At 74.7% G+C, this 17,541-nt stretch carries 13 protein-coding genes; 7 read left to right on the top strand and 6 right to left on the bottom strand.

Features of this window, described 5'->3' with window-relative positions; translation table 11 throughout:
- Nucleotides 1-17 precede the first annotated feature (17 nt).
- Entirely contained in the window at nt 18-1,520 is a 1,503-nt protein-coding gene (locus tag ACF068_RS22380) for a PLP-dependent aminotransferase family protein (RefSeq protein WP_392276020.1), read from the top strand.
- Nucleotides 1,521-1,622: 102 nt separating this feature from the next.
- On the opposite strand, the gene ACF068_RS22385 is transcribed toward ACF068_RS22380, so the two are convergent.
- Both ACF068_RS22385 and ACF068_RS22390 read right to left on the bottom strand, forming a co-directional pair.
- The gene (locus ACF068_RS22385) at nt 1,623-3,575 is read right to left on the bottom strand and encodes a hypothetical protein (RefSeq protein WP_392276021.1); all 1,953 of its coding nucleotides are present in this window, start codon (nt 3,573-3,575) and stop codon (nt 1,623-1,625) included.
- A 43-nt stretch (nt 3,576-3,618) separates the two neighbouring features.
- Nucleotides 3,619-3,813, bottom strand: a complete 195-nt coding sequence (locus ACF068_RS22390) for a hypothetical protein (RefSeq protein ID WP_017949565.1) — start codon at nt 3,811-3,813, stop codon at nt 3,619-3,621.
- A gap of 338 nt (nt 3,814-4,151) precedes the next feature.
- Here ACF068_RS22390 and ACF068_RS22395 point away from each other — a divergent pair, with 338 nt between their 5' ends.
- From ACF068_RS22395 to ACF068_RS22405, 3 genes are all read left to right on the top strand, one after another.
- A complete protein-coding gene (locus ACF068_RS22395) occupies nt 4,152-4,544 on the top strand; it encodes an ankyrin repeat domain-containing protein (protein WP_392276022.1) in 393 nt (130 codons plus the stop codon).
- A gap of 249 nt (nt 4,545-4,793) precedes the next feature.
- On the top strand, nt 4,794-6,212 hold the full coding sequence (locus ACF068_RS22400) for a HEAT repeat domain-containing protein (protein ID WP_392276023.1): 1,419 nt from the start codon (nt 4,794-4,796) through the stop codon (nt 6,210-6,212).
- Between the two features lie 243 nt (nt 6,213-6,455).
- Nucleotides 6,456-10,112 carry a hydantoinase B/oxoprolinase family protein gene (locus tag ACF068_RS22405; protein ID WP_392276024.1) on the top strand — a complete coding sequence of 1,219 codons (3,657 nt, stop codon included), beginning with the start codon at nt 6,456-6,458 and terminating at the stop codon, nt 10,110-10,112.
- Nucleotides 10,113-10,217: 105 nt separating this feature from the next.
- On the opposite strand, the gene ACF068_RS22410 is transcribed toward ACF068_RS22405, so the two are convergent.
- The 4 genes from ACF068_RS22410 to ACF068_RS22425 are packed head-to-tail and all read right to left on the bottom strand — an operon-like array spanning nt 10,218 to nt 13,826.
- Nucleotides 10,218-11,102, bottom strand: coding sequence for a biotin-dependent carboxyltransferase family protein (locus ACF068_RS22410; RefSeq protein WP_392276025.1), 885 nt, complete (start codon nt 11,100-11,102; stop codon nt 10,218-10,220).
- A complete protein-coding gene (locus tag ACF068_RS22415; RefSeq protein WP_392276026.1) occupies nt 11,099-11,725 on the bottom strand; it encodes an allophanate hydrolase subunit 1 in 627 nt (208 codons plus the stop codon). The genes ACF068_RS22410 and ACF068_RS22415 overlap by 4 nt, the downstream gene beginning before the upstream one ends.
- Entirely contained in the window at nt 11,722-12,486 is a 765-nt protein-coding gene (locus ACF068_RS22420; RefSeq protein WP_392276027.1) for a LamB/YcsF family protein, read from the bottom strand. Before ACF068_RS22420 ends, ACF068_RS22415 begins: the two co-directional genes overlap by 4 nt.
- Nucleotides 12,487-12,509: 23 nt before the next feature.
- Nucleotides 12,510-13,826, bottom strand: a complete 1,317-nt coding sequence (locus ACF068_RS22425) for an MFS transporter (RefSeq protein WP_392276066.1) — start codon at nt 13,824-13,826, stop codon at nt 12,510-12,512.
- A 238-nt stretch (nt 13,827-14,064) separates the two neighbouring features.
- On the opposite strand from ACF068_RS22425, the gene ACF068_RS22430 reads away from it, so the two are divergent.
- The 3 genes from ACF068_RS22430 to ACF068_RS22440 all read left to right on the top strand — a co-directional run bounded on the left by ACF068_RS22430 (nt 14,065) and on the right by ACF068_RS22440 (nt 17,526).
- Entirely contained in the window at nt 14,065-14,784 is a 720-nt protein-coding gene (locus ACF068_RS22430; protein WP_392276028.1) for a GntR family transcriptional regulator, read from the top strand.
- 92 nt (nt 14,785-14,876) lie between these two features.
- On the top strand, nt 14,877-16,403 hold the full coding sequence (locus tag ACF068_RS22435; RefSeq protein WP_392276029.1) for a hypothetical protein: 1,527 nt from the start codon (nt 14,877-14,879) through the stop codon (nt 16,401-16,403).
- A gap of 211 nt (nt 16,404-16,614) precedes the next feature.
- Complete coding sequence (locus ACF068_RS22440) at nt 16,615-17,526, top strand: hypothetical protein (RefSeq protein ID WP_392276030.1); 912 nt, start codon at nt 16,615-16,617, stop codon at nt 17,524-17,526.
- Nucleotides 17,527-17,541 lie beyond the last annotated feature (15 nt).

The following is a 17,541-nucleotide window of genomic DNA, read 5'->3' on the forward strand; positions in this document are numbered from 1 at the left end:
AAGGTGGACTGAATTCCATGGCTGAGTGGACTTCGGCGGTGGGCCCGGCCCAGCTCGCCCGGCAGCTCAACGCGCAGCAGCCGCGGCCGGCCGGCCCCGGCACCCGCAAGCCCCCCGCCTACCGGGCACTCGCCGACGGCATCCGCCTGCTGGTGCTGGAGGGGCGCGTCCCGGTCGCCGCCCGGCTCCCCGCCGAGCGGGAACTGGCCCTCGCCCTGTCCGTGAGCCGTACGACGGTCGCCGCCGCGTACGAGGCACTGCGCGCCGAGGGGTTCCTGGAGTCCCGTCGCGGGGCCGGGAGCTGGACGGCGGTGCCCGCCGGGAACCCGCTGCCCGCCCGGGGCCTGGAACCGCTCCCGCCGGAGTCGCTCGGTTCCATGATCGACCTGGGCTGCGCCTCGCTGCCCGCCCCCGAGCCGTGGCTGACCCGCGGCTTCCAGGGCGCCCTGGAGGAGCTGCCGCCCTACGCCCACACCCATGGCGACTACCCGGCCGGCCTGCCCGCGCTGCGGCAGATGCTCGCCGACCGGTACACCGAGCGGGGCATCCCGACGATGCCTGAGCAGATCATGGTGACGACCGGCGCCATGGGGGCGATCGACGCCATCTGCCACCTGTTCGCCGGGCGCGGCGAGCGCATCGCCGTCGAGTCACCCTCCTACGCCAACATCCTCCAGCTCATGCGGGAGGCGGGCGCCCGGCTGGTGCCGGTCGCGATGGCCGAGGGCCTGGACGGCTGGGACGTGGCCCGGTGGCGCCAGGTGCTCCGGGACGCCGCCCCGAGGCTCGCCTACGTGGTGGCGGACTTCCACAACCCGACCGGGGCCCTGGCGGACGAGGACCGGCGGCGCGCCCTGGTCGACGCCTCCCGCTCGGCCGGGACGGTGCTCGTGGTCGACGAGACCATGACGGAGCTGCACCTGGAGGAGGGGCTCGACATGCCCCGGCCCGTGTGCGCCTTCGACCCGGCCGGGAGCACGGTGCTCACCGTCGGATCGGCCAGCAAGGCCTTCTGGGCGGGCATGCGCATCGGGTGGGTACGGGCGGCGCCCGACGTGATCCGCGCGCTGGTCGCCGCCCGCGCGTACGCCGACCTGGGCACCCCCGTACTGGAGCAGCTCGGCGTCAACTGGCTGATGCGGACCGGCGGCTGGGAGGAGGCGGTCGCCCTGCGCCGCGCCCAGGCGCGGGAGAACCGCGACGCGCTGGTCGCCGCCGTACGCCGGGAGCTGCCCGACTGGGAGTTCGAGGTGCCGCGCGGGGGTCTGACCCTCTGGGTCCGCACCGGTGGGCTGTCCGGCTCCCGGCTGGCCGAGGTGGGCGAGCGGGTGGGCGTACGGGTGCCCTCCGGTCCCCGCTTCGGCGTGGACGGCGCCTTCGAGGGGTACGTCCGGCTCCCGTTCACCGTCGCCGGTCCGGTCGCGGACGAGGCGGCGGTACGCCTCGCGGCGGCGGCCCGGCTGGTGAGGGCGGGCGCGAGCGCCGGTTCGGGCGACTCGCCGAGGACGTTCGTGGCCTGAGCGGGGTGGGACGGCCGGAGGGGCGCGGCGCTCGACGGGACCGGCGCCCCCGCCGGCCGGGCCGTGGGTGCGGGGGTGCTGGGTGTGGGCCCCGGTGCCGGGTCAGCCGCCGGTGGGGGCGGTCCGCGGGCCGCCGGGCAGCGGGTCCGGTACGGCGGGCGGTCCGGCCGCCGGCGGCGTGGCCGGGGCCGCGGTGAGGGGCGGGGAGGCCTGGGGCGGCGCGGGCTGGGGGGCCTGGGGGAGGGGCCCGGGCGCCTGCGGTGCCGGCGGGGCGGCTCCGGGCGCGGCGTGGAGGGCGTCGGTGAGGACCGGCGGTACGGACTGGAGCGCCTGGGGTACGGGCTGGACGGCCCGCGGCACCGGCTGGACGTCCTGCGGTACGGGCTGGAGCGGTGGCTCGTCGGTGGCCGGCGCGGCGGCCCGTGGCTCGGCCTCCGGGGGGTCGGCCTCGGCGGGGTCCGCCATCCGGGGAGCCGCCTTCGGGGGGCCGGCCGGCATGGGGGGCGCGGCCGGTGCCGGGGCGGGCTGGCGCGGCGGGAGGAGGTCCAGGACGGCCTGCCGGTGCGTCTCCGTCGTGGCGTCGTCGTACGGGTCCGGCGTCGCGGGGACCTGGAGCCGGAGAACCGGTCCCGTACCGAGCCGGGCGTAGCCCCGCCCCGGCGGCACGTGCGGGGTCGGCGTGGTGTGCGGAGTGGCGTCCAGGACGCAGCGCACCTGCTCGGCGGAGGCGGGTCCGAGCACGACCCGGGCACGGGTGTGGGCCCAGACGGGTTCGCCGAGCGTGTCCAGGCAGTCGAACTGCTCCGCCACGACCACCGTCACATGGGCCGCCCGGCCGTGCCGCAGGGGGACCTGGAGCAGCGACTGGGGGTCCGTCCGGCCGTCCGCGGCCGCCAGGTGGCCGAGCACGCTCGGCCGGTCCAGCAGGATCCACAGCGGCCGTCTGGTGTCCTCGGGCGCCGGGTGACCGGCCTGGCGCGCCCGGTTGGCCGCGATCAGCCGCCGCTCCGTCTCGTGCGCCGCCCATTCCAGGCTGGCCAGCGCGCCGGACAGTCCGCACTCGACGGCCAGGACGCCCTCGCGCCCGACGAGGCAGGCGTACTCGCCGGTTCCGGCGCCCTCGACGACGAGCACGTCGCCGTGCTGGAGCGCCTGGAGCGCGACGGACCGCAGCAGGGTGGTGGTGCCGCTGCCCGGCTGCCCGACGGCCAGCAGGTGCGGCTCGGTGGAGCGGGGACCCGTGCGCCACACCACGGGCGGCGCGTCCCGGGTCTCGTCACCGTCCAGCACGGGCACGGTCCGCTGGACGGCGTCGGGGTCGGTGAACCCGAGCACGGTCTCGCCCGGGACGGTGACGAAGCGCTGGGCGGCCACCGTCGTGGAGAGCGCGGGGAGCACCCGCATGAGGAGCTGGTTGCCCTCTTCGTCCCAGTCGAAGAGGTACTCCCGGCCCCGGCCGGACTTGGCGAACAGCAGTTGCTCGATCCGCGCGCGGGACTCGGCCTCGCCGTCCGTGAAGTAGGCGGGGTAGGTGATCCGCAGCCGGGTGGGCCGCCCGTCACCGTCGAACTCGGCGTCGCCGAAGGCCTTCGACCAGTCGCCGCCGTGGGCGAACAGCGGGCTTGGGTCCTCGGGGACGGAGAAGTACGGCACCAGGGCCTCGTACAGCGCCCGGAGCCGTTCCGTCTCGGCCTCGTCGGGGCCCGTCCTGACGACCGGGCGCTCGCGCCCCTGCCACGCCGCCGCGCCCATGACCGAGACGAGGGCCAGCAGCGGCCCGTACGGGACGAGCGCGACGGCCATGACGCAGGCCGCGACCACGAACAGCGCGGGACCGCGCCGTTCCCTGGGCGTCGCGGCCCACTTGGCGCGACCGGCCCCCACCAGCTTCCGCAGACCACGACTGATCGTGATCAGTGGATGGAGGACGTCCGTGGCGCTGTCGGCGGCCGTTCGGGCGATCTCCCGGCCGCGGGCGATCCGGGCGGTGGCGCCGCTCGGCATGCTCGGGAGGCTCGGGAGGTGCGGGATGCGCGGAAGGGGGCGCCGTGCCACGTCGTACTCCTGGTCCTGGGGTCGTGGAAGGGGCCGCGGGGCGTCAGAACTTGATCCCGCCCAGCAGGCTGGCCAGGCTCGCGCCGCCCGCCGTGATGCTGGGTGCGATCGCGGTGCCCGCGAGGTAGAAGCCGAAGAGCGCGCAGACCAGGGCGTGGGAGGCCTTGAGCCCGTCCTTCTTGAAGAAGAGGAAGACGATGATGCCGAGCAGTACCACGCCTGAGATGGACAGGATCATGAGGGGATCTCCTGGGTGAGGGGACAGTCACCTTCAGTTCTTCCAGCCTCACAGAAAGTATCTATGTGATAAAAGGTGCAAATGGGTGAAATTATGTGCTTTTCACTTGACTGGCGGACGGAATGCCCGGGTCGTGACCCCTTCGCTCCGCTGCTCATCCCTTGCCAATGCCGGACCGGGTCATGTCCGCGCCCGGGCAGTACCCTGTCGGTTCACTCGTACGGCGCTCCCGCCGTGCGTACCGGTCCGACCGGGTCCATGCAGGTCAACGCGGCTGTCGTAGCCGCACGCGTCCATGGCGGCATGACGCGTCAACGAGGTGAGAGGCGGTACGTCCGATGAGTGAAACCCCGGACCCCGAGGTGATCGAGCTGGCGTCCAAGGTCTTCGATCTGGCACGGCAGGGCGACGCCGAGGCGCTCGCCGCCTACGTCGACGCGGGCGTGCCCGCGAACCTCACCAACGACAAGGGCGACTCCCTGGTCATGCTCGCGGCCTACCACGGCCACGAGGCCGCGGTGGCCGCCCTGCTGGAGCGCGGCGCCGACCCCGACCGAGTCAACGACCGGGGCCAGACGCCGATCGCCGGCGCCGTCTTCAAGGGCGAGGACACCATCGTCCGTGCCCTCCTCGCCGCGGGCGCCGATCCGGAAGCAGGAACTCCGTCCGCCGTGGATACCGCCAGGATGTTTGGGAAGGCACACCTCCTGGAGCTGTTCGGCTCCCGGTGAACGGGTGCTGAACGCCAGGTGAGAGCGGTGCCGTAAATGTGGTCGCGGTGGCGAAATGGCTGGGTCATCATGACGTCGGGCCCGTACGGGGCCACCGACGAGAGGCAGAGGAAGATGGTCAACACCAAGCGGAAGACGACGGGCGGCTCCACATGTTGCTGCGCGGCCTAGGTCATCACCGTTCCCCGGTCACCCCGGGATCCCCGGTGTCCTCCGGGTGCGTCGACAGCTTGATGTGAGGCATTTTCCATGTTCGATCCAGTCATAGCGCCGAGCGGTACGCTGCTCGGCCTGCTGCAGAGGGGTCGCGGCGACGGCACGCTGCACGCGTTGGCCGCGCCACGGGCGGAAGCCCTCGCGGCCCTCAACCACTGTGTTCTCCACGACCCGCGCAAGGACTGGCAGGTCGAGAACCGCTCCCTCTACTACGCACGGCTCTACCTGGATCTGCACGGCGGGCTCGACGAGATCGAGGCCCACCTGTTCGGTGCCGAGGACCACCTCGACACCGAGGAGGCCCGCACCGGGCTCCCGCTGGCCGTCCTGGGCCACCTCGCCGCGTACGGCCGCGGGGACGCCCTGGTACTGCTGCGCCGGTACGCGGCGACCGGGGCCAACTGGTCCTGGGCGCTCGACGAGCTGGCCCTGCGCGACGACGACGCCGGGCTGCGCGGTCTCGCCGGCCCGATCCTCGCCAGGTTCCCGGCCACCCCCGAGGGCGACGCCGAGCTCGCCACCGCCGTGCGCGACGCCTTCGAGCCGCGCCCGTGGCGGCTGTGGGCCGAGGACCCCCGAGAAGCGGTCGGCGCCCGCGTCCGGGCCGCCCGGGAACAGGGCTCCTTCGACCGCTGGCAGCGCCAGATGCGCCCCACGGGGCCCCGGCCCGGCTGGAGCGTCCAGGCGGTCTTCGAGTGGGCCCAGGAGGGCCTGGAGCGCGGCTCCGTGCTCCATGTGCCCGCCGCCCGCTGCCTGACCGCCGTCGCCGGCCCCGGCGACCGGCCGCTGATCCTCGAAGCGGCCCGCGCCGGCCAGGACGGCGCCCGCTGCGCCGCCCTGCACTACCTCGCCGAAGCGCGGGACCCCGCCGTGCTCGACCTCATCGAGGCCGCGGCCGCCAGTGACTCCCGTACCGTCGCCGAAGCCGCCGTCGCGGCGTTCGAGCGCATGTGCGGCGACGCGGCCGTCGACCGGGCCCGGGGCTGGGTGCACCGGCCCGACCCGCTCGGCGCCTCCGCGGCCGGGGTGCTCGCCTGCCGGGGCGACGCCCGGGACGCCACGCTCGTCCTCGGGGCGCTGCGCGAGGCGGTACGGGCCGACGGCCCCGACGCCCCCTCGCTCTACGCGCTCGTCGACGGCACGGGCAGGCTGGGCGTCGCCTGCGCCGCGCCCGTACTGCGCCACATCTACCGCGAGACCGCCTCCTCCCAGCTACGCGGGCGCACCGCACGCGCCCTGGCCGCCACGGACCCCTCCTTCGCGACCGGCTTCGCCGTCGAGTGCCTGTGGGACTGCGAGGAGACGACGAGGGAGATCGCCGCCCTGCACGCCGAGACCGGTGACGTACGCGTGGCCGAACGGCTGCGCCGGCTCGCCGCCGATCCCGCCGAGGAGGACGAGGTCCAGGACGCCGTCCGCAGCCGCATCGGCCCCGACCTCCCCAAGGTCTGACCCGCCCGGCCGCTCGCCCGGCGCGCCGGCCGGGCGAGCGAGCCGAAGGGCCGCCGGCGGGGCGAGTGAGCCGAAGGGGCGCCGGCGGTGCCGAAAGGGAGAACGCGCGGAGGTTCCGAGGAACGAGGAACCGAGCACGATCGACCGTCGGCGCCGACTGAAGGCGCCCCGGAGGCGAACCGAGCCTTCAAAAGAGGGGGGCGCCCAGGAGGCGGACCGAGCCGTCCGAGAGAAAATGGGGGGATGGCAGGGCGCTGGGAGTTCTGGATCGACCGGGGCGGCACCTTCACCGACGTCGTCGCCCGGCGGCCCGACGGTCGCCTGGTCACCCGCAAGCTGCTCTCCCACGACCCCGCCCGGTACCGGGACGCCGCCGTCGCCGGCATCCGGCTCCTCCTGGGGCTCGCTCCGGACGAGCCCGTACCGGCCGACCGGATCGCCTCGGTGAAGATGGGCACCACCGTCGCCACCAACGCCCTCCTGGAGCGGCGCGGGGAGCCGACCGTGCTGGTCGTCACCGAGGGCTTCCGTGACGCGCTGCGCATCGCCTACCAGAACCGGCCCCGGATCTTCGACCGGCGCATCCTGTTGCCCGAGGCGGTGTACGACCGGGTCGTCGAGGTTCCCGAACGCGTCGACGCCCGCGGAACCGTCGTCCGGCCGCTCGACCTGCCCGCCGTCACCGGCCGGCTGGCAGCCGCCCACGGTGACGGCTTCCGCAGCGCCGCGATCGTCCTCATGCACGGCTACCGCCACCCCGAGCACGAGCTGCGCGTCGCCGAGGCGGCCCGCGAGGCCGGATTCACCCAGGTCAGCTGTTCGCACGAGGTCAGTCCGCTGATCAAACTGGTGCCGCGCGGCGACACCACGGTCGTCGACGCGTACCTCTCCCCGATCCTGCGGCGGTACGTCGACGAGGTCGCGGGCGAACTCGCCGGCGTCAGACTGATGTTCATGCAGTCCAACGGCGGGCTGCGCGAGGCCGCCCACTTCCGCGGCAAGGACGCCGTGCTGTCCGGCCCGGCGGGCGGGGTCGTCGGCATGGCCCGCACGTCGGAGCAGGCGGGGTACGGGCGGGTGATCGGCTTCGACATGGGCGGCACGTCCACCGACGTGTCGCACTACGCGGGCGCGTTCGAACGGGAGCTGGGCACCCAGGTGGCGGGGGTGCGGATGCGGGCCCCGATGATGAACATCCACACCGTCGCGGCGGGTGGCGGCTCGGTCCTCCACTTCGACGGGCAGCGCTACCGCGTGGGCCCCGACTCCGCCGGGGCGGACCCGGGGCCCGCCTGCTACCGGCGCGGCGGACCGCTGACCGTGACCGACGCCAACGTGATGCTCGGCCGCGTCCAGCCGGACCACTTCCCGGCCGTCTTCGGCCCCCGGGGCGACCAGCCGCTCGACCCGGACGTCGTCCGCGACCGCTTCACCGCCCTCGCGGAGGAGGTGCGGCGGCACACCGGAACCGCCCCCACCCCGGAGGAAGTGGCGGCCGGGTTCCTGGAGATCGCCGTCCTCAACATGGCGAACGCCGTCAAGAAGATCTCCGTGCAGCGCGGCCACGACATCACCCGCTACGCCCTGACCAGCTTCGGCGGCGCCGGCGGCCAGCACGCGTGCGCGGTCGCCGATGCCCTCGGGGTCGACACCGTCCTGGTGCCGCCCCTGGCCGGCGTCCTCTCCGCGTACGGCATCGGGCTCGCCGACGCCACCGCGATGCGCGAACGGTCCGTCGAGGCGGAACTGGACGGCGACGCCGTGCACGCGCGCGTGCGGGACCTCTGCGACCGGCTCGCCGCGCGCACCGCCGAGGAACTGCGGGCCGACGGGCTGCCCGGCGGCGCGATCAGCACCCACGCGCGCGTACTGCTCCGTTACGCCGGAACGGACGCCGGCCTGGCCGTACCGTTCGGCCCGGCCGAGGCCATGGCGGAGGCGTTCACGGCGGCGCACCGGGCGCGGTACGGCTTCACCATGGACAAGCCCCTGGTGGTGGAGGCCGTGTCGGTCGAGGCGGTGGGCCGGGCCGGCGCCCACGGCCCGGCCACGCCGGAACGGCCCGCCCGGGGCGCGCCACGGCCGCGTGCGACGGTGGCGATGTTCACCGGCGGCAAGCGCACGGACACCCCGCTGTACCGGAGGGAGGACCTCCGCCCGGGCGACGGCGTGCCGGGACCGGCCCTCGTCGCCGAGGCCGACGCCACGACGGTCGTGGACGACGGATGGCGGGCCGTCGCGGCGGACACCGGCCACCTGTTGCTGACCCGGGCCCGCCCCCGGCCGCGCCGCAGCGCCGTCGGCACCGAGGTCGACCCGGTCCTCCTGGAGGTGTTCAACAACCTCTTCATGGCGATCGCCGAACAGATGGGCGTGCGGCTGGAGAACACCGCCCACTCGGTCAACATCAAGGAACGGCTCGACTTCTCCTGCGCCCTGTTCGACGCGGACGGCAACCTGATCGCGAACGCGCCCCACATCCCCGTCCACCTCGGCTCCATGGGGGAGTCCATCAAGGAGGTGTTGCGCCGCAACCGGGGGACCATGCGCCCCGGAGACGTGTACGCCATCAACGACCCGTACCACGGGGGCACGCACCTGCCCGACGTGACGGTCGTGACGCCCGTCTTCGGACCGTCCGGCGGACTCCGCTTCCTCGTCGCCTCCCGCGGGCACCACGCCGAGATCGGCGGGATCACGCCCGGCTCCATGCCGGCCTTCAGCCGCAGCATCCACGAGGAGGGCGTCCTCTTCGACAACTGGCTCCTGGTACGGGACGGGAAGCTGCGCGAGGCCGAGACGAGGAGGCTGCTCACCGACGCCCCGTACCCCTCCCGGGACCCGGACACCAACCTCGCCGACCTGCGGGCCCAGATCGCCGCCAACGAGAAGGGCATCGAGGAACTGGACCGCATGGTGGAGCAGTTCGGCCTGGACGTCGTCCACGCCTACATGCGGCACGTACGGCACAACGCCGAGGAGTCGGTGCGCCGGATCGTCGCCACCCTCGAGAACGGCTCCTACCGCTACGAGACGGACGGCGGGGCGGTCATCCAGGTGGCCGTCCGCGTCGACCGCGAGCACCGCGCTGCCGTCCTGGACTTCAGCGGCACGTCACCGCAGCAGCCGGGGAACACCAACGCGCCGACGGCCGTGGTCATGGCGGCCGTGCTGTACGTGTTCCGCACGCTCGTCGACGACGACATCCCCCTCAACAGCGGCTGCCTGGAGCCGCTGGACGTGCGGGTGCCGGCCGGCTCGATGCTCGCCCCCGTCCACCCGGCGGCGACGGTCGCGGGCAACGTCGAGACCTCGCAGGCGGTGACCGGCGCCCTCTACGCCGCGCTGGGGGTCCAGGCCGAGGGCTCGGGGACCATGAACAACGTGACCTTCGGCAACGACCGGGTGCAGTACTACGAGACGGTGGCGAGCGGTTCGGGCGCCGGGGACGGCTTCGACGGCGCGGACGCCGTCCAGACCCACATGACCAACTCGCGGCTCACCGACCCCGAGGTCCTGGAGTGGCGCTACCCGGTCCGGGTGGAGGCCTTCGGGGTGCGGGAGGGCAGCGGGGGCCGAGGCCGCCGGCGGGGCGGTGACGGCGTGGTCCGGCGCATCCGGTTCCTGGAGCCCATGACGGTGGCGCTCCTGACCGGGCACCGGAGGGTCCCCCCGTACGGGATGGCGGGCGGCGCTCCGGGCGCGCTCGGCGAGAACGCGGTGGAGCGGGCGGACGGCACCGGACGCCGGCTGGCGGGGGTGGACGTGGTGGACGTCGAGCCGGGGGACGTCCTGGTCGTCGCCACCCCCGGGGGCGGCGGGTACGGCCCCCCCGGCCGGCCCGCCGGACCCGCCGGCCGCCACCCCGTGACCCCGGATCCGCCGGCCGCCACCCCGTGACCCCGGATCCGCCGGCCGCCACCCCGTGACCCCGGATCCGCCGGCCGCCACCCCGTGACCCCGGTCCGGTTCCCCGGGCCCGGCCCGGTCCCCGGGGGCCGCCGGTCACGGGCCGGTGGGCACGAACCGGACGGGCGTCCCAGGCACGGCCTGGGCGGCCGCCGCCAGGTCCCGCTCCCGGACGACGGCCACCACCGGGTAGCCGCCCGTCGTGGGATGGTCCGCGAGGAACACCACCGGGCGCCCGTCCGGGGGCACCTGGACGGCGCCCAGGACCATGCCCTCGCTCGGCAGCTCACCCGCCACCGCACGCTCCAGGGGCGGTCCTTCGGTGCGCAGCCCGATGCGGTTGCTCGCGGGCGACACCCGGTACGCGTGCGTGGCGAAGGTGCTGAGCGCCCGCCGGGTGAACCAGTCGTCGCGCGGGCCGAGCCGGACGCCCAGCACCAGTTCCCGGGGCGGCCCCGGCCAGGGCACGACGCCGGGCGCCGGCGCGGGCGGAGCCCCGGGCGCGGACGACGGGGCCGGGCCCAGCGGCAGCACGGCACCGTCGCGCAGCGGGGCCGGGCCGAGCCCCGAGAGCAGGTCCGTGGACCGGCTGCCGAGCACCGGGTCGGGGGCGACGCCCCCGGCGAACGCCACGTAGCAGCGCAGGCCGCGCACCGCCGTGCCCACCTCCAGGACGGCGCCCGCCGGGACGCGCACGGCGGTGCCCCAGCCGGCCGGGCGCCCGTCGACCGTGACGGGGCATGGCGCCCCGCCCACCGCGACGGTCACGGCACAGCGGGGCCGCACCGCGCAGCCGTCGACGGTGGTCTCCAGCACGGCCGCGTCCGCCGGGTTGCCGACCAGCCGGTTGACGAGGCCGCTCGCGTACGGATCGAGGGCACCCGAATGCGGAACGCCCAGGTGGGCGTGGCCGGGACGCCCCAGGTCCTGCACGGTGGTCAGCGCCCCGGCCCGTACGACGGCGAAGGCCCGGTCGGTCATCGGCCCCCCACGTCCCGCGGCACGAAGCGGACCCGGGTGCCCGGCGACAGCAGCGCCGCGGGCTCCCGGGCCGGGTCCCACAGCACGGTGTCGGTCGTCCCGATGAGCTGCCAGCCGCCGGGCGACGCGCGCGGGTACACCCCCGTGTACGGGCCGGCCAACGCCACCGAGCCGGCCGGGACGGCGGTGCGCGGGGTGGCCCGCCTGGGCACCTCGTACACCGCCGGCAGCCCCGTGAGGTACCCGAACCCCGGGGCGAACCCGCAGAACGCCACCCGGAACTCGGCCGCCGCGTGGATCCGGGCCGCCTCGCCGGGCGGCACACCCCACAGGGCCGCCACGTCCGCCAGGTCGGGCCCGTCGTACCGGACAGGTATCTCGACGACCGGTTCCACGCGCGCGTGCGTCGGGCCGGTCTCCCAGCCGGCGACCAGGGCGGCGAGCCGCCCGGGATCCGCCACCCCGTCCAGCAGCACCGTCCGCGCCGCCGGGACGATCTCCGTCACGGCGGGGAGCGCGCCGGCCGCCCGGCGGTGCAGCAGCTCGGCGTGGAAGGCCTCGGCCTCCTCGCCGCTGTCGAGCTCGACCAGCAGGGCCCGCTCGCCGACCGGGAGGGTCCTCATACGAAGGCCTCCACGCGCACGCCCGAGGACTCCAGCTCGGCCCGGACCCGGCGGGCCAGGCCCACCGCCCCCGGAGTGTCGCCGTGCAGGCACAGCGACCGGGCGCGAACCGGTACCGGGCGTCCGCACCGGGAGGTGACCACACCGAACCGGGCCATGGACACCGACCGTTCCACGACGGCCGCCGGGTCGGTGACGACGGCGCCGTCCTCGGTCCGCGGCACCAGGGTGCCGGCCGCGGTGTAGGCGCGGTCGGCGAACGCCTCGGCGACGACCGGCAGTCCGGCCTTCTCCGCCACCTCGTGCACGCGTGAGCCGGGCAGGCCCAGGAGCGGGAGCCGCTCGCCGGTCAGCAGCACGCCGTCGACCACCGCCTGCGCCTGGCCCTCGTCGTGGACGACGCGGTTGTACAGCGCCCCGTGCGGTTTCACGTACGACACCCGCGCACCGGCCGCCCGGGCGAACACCTGCAAGGCGCCGATCTGGTAGGCCACTTCGGCGGCCAGCTCGTCGTACGGCACGTCCATGGAGCGCCGTCCGAAGCCGGCCAGGTCGCGGTAGGAGACCTGGGCGCCGATCCGCACCCCGCGCTCGGCGGCCAGCGCGCAGACGCGCCGCATGGTGGCCGCGTCTCCGGCGTGGAAGCCGCAGGCCACGTTGGCGCTGGTGACGACCGACAGGAGCTGTTCGTCGTCGGTCAGCCGCCAGCGGCCGAAGCCCTCCCCGAGGTCGGCGTTGAGGTCGATCGATGCCCAGGTCATGGTGGTGACTCCGTCCCCGTGTGTCAGACGAGCTCGCGCCCGCGCGTCTCGGGCAGGCCGAGCAGGGCGAGCACGGCGATGCCGTACCCGACCGCGCCGAAGACCAGCGCTCCTCCCACGCCCCAGCTCTCGGCGAGGAAGCCGACCAGGGTGGGGAAGAACGCGCCGACCGCCCGTCCGGTGTTGTACGTGAAGCCCTGGCCCGTGCCGCGCACCGCCGTCGGGTAGAGCTCGGCGAGGAACGAGCCGAAGCCGCTGAAGATGGCCGACATGCAGAAGCCGAGGGGGAAGCCCAGGACGAGGACGAGACCGTTCGCCCCGGAGGGGATGTTCGTGTAGGCGAGGATGCACACCGCCGAGAGGAACGCGAAGACGACGATGTTGCGCTTCCGCCCCAGCCGGTCGGTGAGGTAACCACCCGTCAGGTACCCGAGGAACGCGCCGGATATCAGGAACGCCAGGTAGCCGCCCGTACCGACGACGGTCAGCCCGCGGTCGCTCTTGAGGTACGTCGGTACCCAGGTGGCCAGCGTGTAGTAGCCGCCCTGGACGCCGGTGGAGAGCAGCGTCGCGCACACCGTCGTCCGCAGCAGACCCGGCCGGAAGACGGCCGTGAAGGAGCCGCGCTCGGCGCTCGACGCGCGTACCGCGGCGGCGTCCGGCGCGTCCTCGACGTTCCGGCGCACCCAGATCACCAGCAGGGCGGGCAGGGCGCCCGTCCAGAACATCACGCGCCAGGCGGTGTCCGGGTCGGCGAAGTGGAAGACCAGCGTGTAGACGACGACCGCGAGGGCCCAGCCCGCCGCCCAGGCGCTCTGGACGCCGCCGAGGGTCCGGCCGCGGTGCTTGGCGGAGGCGTACTCGGCCACCAGGATCGCCCCGACCGCCCACTCGCCGCCGAATCCGACGCCCTGGAGGGCGCGGAAGACGAGCAGCGTCTCGTAGTTGGGCGCGAAGCCGCACAGGACGGTGAACAGCGCGTAGGTGATCACCGTGATCATCAGCGCCCGCACCCGGCCGATCCGGTCGGCGAGGATCCCGGCGAGGACGCCGCCGACTGCCGACACGACCAGCGTGACGGTGGTGAGCAGGCCGGTCCGGCCGCTGCTCAGACCGAAGTAGGCGGAGATCGCCACCATGCTCAGCGGCAGCGTGAAGAAGTCGTAGGAGTCCAGGGCGTAGCCACCGAACGCGCCGCCGAAGGCGCGGCGGCCGCGCGGCCCGAGGGCGCGCAGCCAGGCGAACGCGCCGTCGTCGTCGGGCTGTTCGCCCTTGGTCGTCGGGGTCGTCGGGGTCGTCGGAGTCGTCGGAGTCGTCGGAGTCGTCCGGGGCGTACTCATCTGCACCTCGTAGCTGGGGGAGGCGTGCCGGAGCGGTACGGGGTCGAGCGGGAGCGGTGCGGTGTCCCCAAGGTAGGGATCGTTGAACGATCCGACAAGAGGTTCGTCCCCTCGTTCTCGCACCTCGCCCTTCCTTCTACGATGAGGGGGGCACGCGCCGCCGACGGGTGAGGCGGACGGGACGCACAAAGACGAACAAGTCGTGCGAGTCGGATGAGACGGATGAGAAGAGGGCGCTGTGGGGACGACGGGCTCAGGGAGCGGCGGGCTCGCGGACGACCGCGTGCTCCTCGGCCGTACGAGCACCGCGGAACGGGTCGCGGACATCCTGCGCACCCGGATCGCCGAGGGGTTCTTCCCGCCCGGCACCCGCCTGTCGGAGGAGAGCATCGGGGGCGCGCTCGGGGTGTCGCGCAACACCCTGCGCGAGGCGTTCCGGCTGCTCACGCACGAGCGGCTGCTCGTCCACGAGCTGAACCGGGGGGTCTTCGTGCGCGTCCTCGCCGTCGAGGACGTCGTCGACATCTACCGCACCCGGCGGCTCGTCGAATGCGCCGTCCTGCACGACCTGGGTGAGCCCCCGTACGCCCTCGACGGCCTGGTCCTCGCGGTGACCGGGGGTGAGCGCGACGCCCGGGACGGCGACTGGAAGGGCGTGTCCACCGCCAACATCCACTTCCACCGGGAGCTGGTCGCCCTCGCGGGCAGCGACCGCACGGACGAGCTGATGCGCGGGGTGCTCGCCGAACTCCGGCTCGCCTTCCACTCGGTGGCCGATCCCCGGGCGCTCCATGAGCCGTATCTCATGCGAAACCGGGAGATACTGGACGCTCTTCAGGCGGGGGAGCCGACCCGTGCCGAACGGCTGCTCATGGACTACCTCGACGATTCCCGTGAGCAGTTGGTCCGGGTCTATTCCGATGTGGTCGCGGCGGACCCGCCGCCCGGCGCCGGCTGACGGCCGCCGCGCACACCGGCCGGCCCACGGGCCCGCGCGGGCCGTCTGCGCCGTTTCGACCGTTGTCGGTGCGAGGACCTAATCTGTGCAGCGTGACTTCGCCTGCCTCGACGGAATCGGTTCCGCCCCAGCTCAGCGCGGGGCCGCGGCCCGCGCAGGGCCCGGCCGCCGACGAAGGGCTCGCGCGGCGGCTGCGCGCGCTCGCGTGCACCGCGCCCCTGCACGACCTGGACGCGCGCAAGGCGAACCTGGCGGGGGAGTACTCGACGTACGCCATGGCCGAGGTCGCCCTCGCCGCGATCGACCTCGTCACGCTCAACATGGACTTCGACACCGGCGCCGACCACGAGCAGATCGTCGCCCGGCTGCTGCCCAGGGTCGCCGCCCAGGCCCCGCGGCGGCCCGCCGCCGAGCACGAGCGCGTCGCCCGCTGGGTCCTGGAGAACCTGATCAACGTCGGCAGCGTCGACCGGGGCTTCCGCGCCGTGTACGGCACCTTCGGCGCCGACGGCGTCTACGTACGCCGCGACTACGACTTCAAGCTCATCGAGGAGGTCCCCGGGTACGGGGGCAGCGTCTACCTCCGCACCACCGACGAGGCGGTCAACGTCCTCGTCGGCGCCCTCGACACCGACGTCACCAGCGCGCAGATCGCCGCGGAGGTCAAGCTGGAGGTGCTGATCAGCCGCGGCAGGCTCGCCGACGCCCAGCTCGCCGCCGAACAGGCGCGGTACCGCACCGTGCAGTACGCGGAGACCCTCCGCAAGACCCTGGAGGCCACCCGGCGCAACGTCCGGGCCGTCGACTGGCTCAGCGCCGTACCCGACATGATCGACGAGGCGCTCGACCACGTCGCCGACCGGTACCGCCACGAGAACGCCATCCTCACCAACATCCGCAAGGCGCGCGACGAGGCCGAGGACCAGGAGCACAAGCGGCGCGCCGCCGAGCTCGTCGACATCGTCAAGGACTGCATCCGCCGCCACACCCAGCTCCAGTCCCGGCTCCTGGAGGCCGGGCCGCTGTTCCGCGCCGAACAGGACCGACAGGCCTTCACCCAGCCCACCGCCCGCGCCGGACTCGACCTCTACGGTCAGCTCGTCGCCCCCCTCCTCCCCCTGCCGGTGGAGCGGGCCACCAAGGTCACCGACGCGTACTTCGCCCACGGCACAGGTCTGCGCGCCCCCGGCGCCGTACGGATGGGCGACCTGGTCGAGCTGCTGCTGACGCCCCCCGTGGAGCGGGAGCACCTGGGCGCCGAGATGCCCGAGCCCGACCTCATCGCCACCCCCGACGACAGCCGCTTCAGCGAGGCGCAGCTTGCCACCGCCATGGAACTGCTCGACCTGGAGCACGACGCGCCGCGCAGGCTCTCCGGACTTCTCGCCGAAGCCCGCCGCCGCGACCCCGAACTGCCCTACCTGGTCGCCCTGCTGGCCGTACACGCGGCCAGCCCCCCGGTCGGCACCGCCTACCGGCAGGGCGAGGAACGCCTGCTGTTCGCCGTCGACGACGGCACCGAGCTGGACGACCCGGAGTTCGGCGGCGCCGACCTGATAGTCGGCACCGCGCTGCTCGACGCGGTGGGCATGGCCGCCGACCGCAAGGACACCGCGTGACCGGCCCCGCCACCGCCCCCGTCCACCGCCCGGCGGGGCGGTGGACGCCGAGCCCGGCCGCGGCCGGGAGCGCCGCACCCCGCCGCACGTCCCGGCCCCGGACCCTGTCCCTGGCCCGGTCCGCGGCCCGGCCCCGGCCCCGGTTCCGGTTCCGGCCTCCGTCCCCGTCCCCGTCCCGACCACGATCCACCCGTACCGAGGAGCCCCAGCCGTGAGCGACCACCACGCCGAGCACACCGACGCGTGGAGCGAGCCGGACGCCCCCGAGGCGGCCCAGCCCGGCACGCCCACCGGCGGCTCCGCCGTCACACCGGCCGACGCCGCCGACGCCGCCCGCCTGGTCTCCTTCGGGCTCCAGCCCAAGCTGCTCCCCGCCCGGGACGCCGAGTACGCCGACCTGCTCCGCCGCTACCGCGAGGAGCCCGCCTTCGCGCGGGTCGCCGACGCCGTGGCCACCGGCCTCGGCCTCATCGTGCTGGAGGTGTCCCCCCGCGCCGGCATGGCCGTCACCGCCGCCGAGGACTCCGTCTTCGCCGTCCGCATGGGCGACTACGCCCGCCGCGCCTCCACCGACTCGGGCGACCGCTTCCTGCACGGCCTGGCCCACCTCGCCGTCGCCGCCATGGCCTTCCCCCGCCCCGAGGACCTCGCCGACGACGGCTACATCGGCCGCCTCACCGTCAACGGCGTCGACGCCTTCGTACGCCAGGCCTGCCGCCGCCTGGAGGAGCGCGCCGAGGAACAGGGCGAGAACACCGACCCGGCCAGCGACGCCCCCGGCCTGGAGGCCGCCTGGCGCATCTACGCCCGGCGCAGCGCCACCGGAGCCACCAAGGACGCCCGCCGGCTCGCCGGCTCCACCACCGGCATCATCGGCAAGGCCGTCGCCTTCCTCACCGACTCCGGCTTCCTCCAGCGCACCGGTGACGAGGGCGGCGGCTCCTACCGCACCACCGCCCGCTACCAGCTCCAGGTCCGCGACATGGCGGGCAGCGCCGCCATGGCAGAGCTCCTGGACCTGGGCGTCGTCCCGGTCTCCGACGGCACCGCCACCCTCCTGCCGCCGCCCGAGGGCGACGACCTGGAGCTCGCGGCCGACGCCGGTCTGCCCTTCCACGCCTGACACGCGCCCTCCGAC

The organism is Streptomyces sp. NPDC016309, from assembly GCF_043077235.1.
Classification (GTDB): domain Bacteria; phylum Actinomycetota; class Actinomycetes; order Streptomycetales; family Streptomycetaceae; genus Streptomyces.

Coding starts and splice junctions, on each gene's coding strand:
- ACF068_RS22380 (WP_392276020.1), top strand. CDS start 18: ATGGCTGAGTGGACTTCGGCGGTGGGCCCGGCCCAGCTCGCCCGGCAG.
- ACF068_RS22390 (WP_017949565.1), bottom strand. CDS start 3,813: ATGATCCTGTCCATCTCAGGCGTGGTACTGCTCGGCATCATCGTCTTC.
- ACF068_RS22395 (WP_392276022.1), top strand. CDS start 4,152: ATGAGTGAAACCCCGGACCCCGAGGTGATCGAGCTGGCGTCCAAGGTC.
- ACF068_RS22400 (WP_392276023.1), top strand. CDS start 4,794: ATGTTCGATCCAGTCATAGCGCCGAGCGGTACGCTGCTCGGCCTGCTG.
- ACF068_RS22405 (WP_392276024.1), top strand. CDS start 6,456: ATGGCAGGGCGCTGGGAGTTCTGGATCGACCGGGGCGGCACCTTCACC.
- ACF068_RS22410 (WP_392276025.1), bottom strand. CDS start 11,102: ATGACCGACCGGGCCTTCGCCGTCGTACGGGCCGGGGCGCTGACCACC.
- ACF068_RS22415 (WP_392276026.1), bottom strand. CDS start 11,725: ATGAGGACCCTCCCGGTCGGCGAGCGGGCCCTGCTGGTCGAGCTCGAC.
- ACF068_RS22420 (WP_392276027.1), bottom strand. CDS start 12,486: ATGACCTGGGCATCGATCGACCTCAACGCCGACCTCGGGGAGGGCTTC.
- ACF068_RS22425 (WP_392276066.1), bottom strand. CDS start 13,826: ATGAGTACGCCCCGGACGACTCCGACGACTCCGACGACTCCGACGACC.